This window comes from Mesorhizobium sp. M7A.F.Ca.CA.003.01.2.1, from assembly GCF_003998945.1.
Lineage (GTDB): Bacteria > Pseudomonadota > Alphaproteobacteria > Rhizobiales > Rhizobiaceae > Mesorhizobium > Mesorhizobium ciceri.
Map to the genome: position 1 here is coordinate 1 of NZ_RZRA01001304.1, position 1,138 is coordinate 1,138.

Genomic DNA, 1,138 nt, shown 5'->3' on the forward strand with positions numbered 1-1,138 from the left:
ATGTGGCAAAGGCCGAGGCAACCGCCGGAGCCCTGCGCGAAAAGCTCGGCATTCTCGTGCATGCCGAGCCCGACGCGGCAAACGCAGTTGTCGGCGCCGACATCATCGTCACCACCACGCCTTCGACCGAGCCGCTGATCAAGGCGGGTTTCGTTTCCGCCGGCCAGCACATCACGGCGATGGGCTCCGACGCCGAGCACAAGAACGAGATCGCGCCGGCAATCCTGCGCATGGCCGACCTCTATGTCGCCGACAGCGCCCGTCAGACGCGGCGGCTGGGTGAGCTGCATCACGCCATCGCGGCGGGCGTGATGGCCGCTGACGAAGAGGTGACCGAACTTGGCCAGATCATCGCCGGTAAACGGCATGGTCGGCGCTCGGCCAGCGACATCACCATCGCCGATCTGACCGGCACCGGCGTTCAGGATACGGCGATAGCTACGTTCGCCCGCGATCGGGCGCGGGTGGCCGGTTCCGGGGCCATTTTCGAAAGCTGATGCTGGCCAAGGCGTGATCCGGAAAAATGGGAACCGGTTTTCCGAAAGATCACGCCCAAACAAGAACGACGGGCCGGTTTCAACGAAGTTGAAACAGGCTCAAGGCCCAACAAACGAGGACCAAGAACAATGCAACCGAACCTGAGATTCTCGCGCGGCGAATATGCGGATCGCCTCGCCAAGACACGCAAAGCCATGGAGGTGAAGGGCGTCGATCTTCTTGTTATCAGCGACCCGTCCAACATGGCCTGGCTGACCGGCTATGACGGCTGGTCGTTCTACGTGCATCAGGCGGTTATCGTGCCGCCATCGGGCGAGCCGGTCTGGTACGGCCGTGGCCAGGACGCCAACGGTGCCAAGCGCACTGCCTATCTCGCGCATGACAACATCGTCGGCTATGCCGATCACTATGTGCAGTCGACCGAGCGCCACCCGATGGATTTTTTGGCCAGCGTGCTTGCGGATCGCGGCTGGGGCAAGCTGACAGTCGGCGTTGAGATGGACAATTACTGGTTCTCGGCCGCCGCCTTCGCATCGCTGCAGAAGCATTTGCCCAATGCCCGCTTTGTCGATGCCACCGCGCTGGTCAACTGGCAGCGCGCGGTGAAGAGCTCGACCGAGATCGACTATATGCGCAAGGC

General features: G+C 62.5%; 1 protein-coding gene and 1 pseudogene. Both read left to right on the plus strand.

Annotated elements, in window-relative coordinates; all coding sequences use genetic code 11:
* Window positions 1–497 (plus strand): annotated as a pseudogene (locus tag EN969_RS32205) (ornithine cyclodeaminase family protein); the annotation flags it as partial.
* Between the two features lie 129 nt (window positions 498–626).
* Window positions 627–1,138: aminopeptidase P family N-terminal domain-containing protein (locus EN969_RS32210; RefSeq protein WP_206525296.1), on the plus strand; the 512-nt coding region annotated here is incomplete at its 3' end.